The sequence below is a fragment of the Nocardia farcinica genome, from assembly GCF_029867845.1.
Classification (GTDB): domain Bacteria; phylum Actinomycetota; class Actinomycetes; order Mycobacteriales; family Mycobacteriaceae; genus Nocardia; species Nocardia farcinica_A.
The window spans coordinates 1-1,984 of sequence record NZ_JARWRU010000539.1 but is presented as its reverse complement, the minus strand read 5'-3'; the positions used below and the strand labels follow the sequence as shown (position 1 = coordinate 1,984).

The following is a 1,984-nucleotide window of genomic DNA, read 5'->3' as shown; positions in this document are numbered from 1 at the left end:
CCCCCCCCCCCCCCCCCCCCCCCCCCCCCCCCCCCGCGCGGCCGCGGGGGGGGGCGGCCGTTCGCCGTCGCCGGGGCGGTGCACCACCGCGCGACGCGAGGCCGCGGTCAGTTCACCGCGGCGCGACGCGCGGCCGTCAGTTCACCGCGGCGCGACGCGCGGCCACGGCGGCGGCCAGGCGGTCGAGCTGATCGGCGGTGGTCTCCCAGTCCAGGCAGGCGTCGGTGATGGACTGGCCGTAGGCCAGTTCGTCGGCACGGCCGAGGGTCAGGTCCTGACGTCCGGCGGCCAGGAAGCTCTCCAGCATCATCCCGACGACCTCACGCTCGCCCGCGGCGACCCGCTGCGCGATGTCGGTGACCACGTCCACCTGACGGTTGTGGTCCTTGTTGGAATTGCCGTGGCTGGCATCGACCACCACGCGGCGGGCCAGGCCCGCCTTCTCCAGCCGCAGGCAGGCATCGGCCACCGAGGCGGCGTCGTAGTTGGTGCCGTTGCTGCCGCCGCGCAGGATCACGTGGCAGTCCGGGTTGCCGGAGGTGCGGATCAGCGCGGCGCGACCGTCCAGGTCGGTGCCGGGGAAGACGTGGCTGGCGGCCGCGGCGCGCACGCCGTCCACCGCCACCTGCACGTCGCCGTCGGTGCCGTTCTTGATGCCGACCGGCATGGACAGCGCGCTGCTGAGCTGACGGTGCACCTGGCTGGCCGCGGTGCGCGCGCCGATGGCGCCGTAGGAGACCAGGTCGGCGATGTACTGCGGGGTGATCGGGTCGAGGAACTCGCAGGCCACCGGCAGGCCGAGGGCGGTGATGTCGACCAGCAGCTTGCGGCCGAGGCCGAGGCCGGTGTTGACGTCGAACGAGCCGTCCAGATGCGGATCGTTGATCAGGCCCTTCCAGCCCAGGCTGGTGCGCGGCTTCTCGAAGTAGACCCGCATCACCACGTGCAGGTTCTCGCTCAGCTCGTCGGCCTTGGCGGCCAGCCGGCGGGCGTAGTCGAGGGCGGCGGCGGGATCGTGCACCGAACAGGGGCCGACGATCACCATGAGACGGTCGTCGGCGCCGTCGAGCACATCCACGGTGGCCTTGCGACCGGCGCGGACGGTGTCGGCGTGGGCGTCGGTGATCTGGTGGACCATGCGCACCTCGGCGGGCGAGCGCAACGGGCTCACCGCGAGCGTGCGCTGGTGGTCGAGGTCGGCATGGCGGGCATCGATGTCAACCGCAATGGTCATCGTAGGTCGTTTCCTTTTCTTGGCCGACCCACGGAAATCGCGAACCCCGTCGAGCCGGTCCATCATCCGGCTCGGGGTGGGATGGTCAGCGCAGGTGGTTGCCGCAGACCGGCCCACCCGGGGCCGGCTTGCTAAACCAGAAATACGCGCGCTGCACGTCAGGCACTCTATCAGCACTCGTCGGCCCGCCGACAGCGGGGGCGAGGGAGACGACCGTCACCCCCGCCGCGCCGCCGGGGCGGTCAGTGGAACTGGCCGGGCACGTACCAGCCCGCCGGGGTGCGGCTGATGACGTTGATCCGGTTGTAGGCGTTGATCATGGCGATCAGCGAGATCAGCGCCGCGATCTGCTCGGCGTCGTAGTGCTTGTCCACCTGCGTCCAGGTCTCGTCGGAGACCCCGTGATGGGCGTCCGCCAGCCGGGTGCCCTCCTCGGCCAGCGCCAGCGCGGCCCGCTCCGGCTCGGTGAACACGGTGGCCTCGCGCCAGGCGGCGACCAGGTTCAGCCGCACCGGGTCCTCCCCGGCGGCGACGGCGTCCTTGTAGTGCATGTCCACACAGAACCCGCAGCCGTTGATCTGGCTGACCCGCAGCAGCACCAGCTCCCTGGTGATCGCGGGCAGCGCGGACTCTCCGACGACCGCGCCCGCGGCGTTGATGCGCTTGACGAACTTCTGACCGAGTTCGCTTGCCGCGTAGTCGAATCGCTGCTCCATGATTGCGTCTCCTCCGGTGTCGTGGCCGGCGGGG

Annotated in this window: 2 protein-coding genes; both read right to left on the bottom strand. The window is 71.6% G+C overall.

Annotation, left to right across the window (positions count from 1 at the left end; translation table 11 throughout):
* Nucleotides 1–136 precede the first annotated feature (136 nt).
* Nucleotides 137–1,234 (bottom strand): 3-deoxy-7-phosphoheptulonate synthase, encoded by a 1,098-nt coding sequence (locus QH283_RS11710; RefSeq protein ID WP_280503030.1) that lies wholly within the window; start codon nucleotides 1,232–1,234, stop codon nucleotides 137–139.
* Between the two features lie 242 nt (nucleotides 1,235–1,476).
* Nucleotides 1,477–1,950: a carboxymuconolactone decarboxylase family protein gene (locus tag QH283_RS11705; protein WP_280503029.1), complete on the bottom strand. Its 474-nt coding sequence runs from the start codon at nucleotides 1,948–1,950 to the stop codon at nucleotides 1,477–1,479.
* Between the last annotated feature and the right edge of the window lie 34 nt (nucleotides 1,951–1,984).

Excerpts from the sequence above, each read along its gene's own strand:
- QH283_RS11710 (WP_280503030.1), bottom strand. The coding sequence starts at position 1,234 with ATGACCATTGCGGTTGACATCGATGCCCGCCATGCCGACCTCGACCAC.
- QH283_RS11705 (WP_280503029.1), bottom strand. The coding sequence starts at position 1,950 with ATGGAGCAGCGATTCGACTACGCGGCAAGCGAACTCGGTCAGAAGTTC.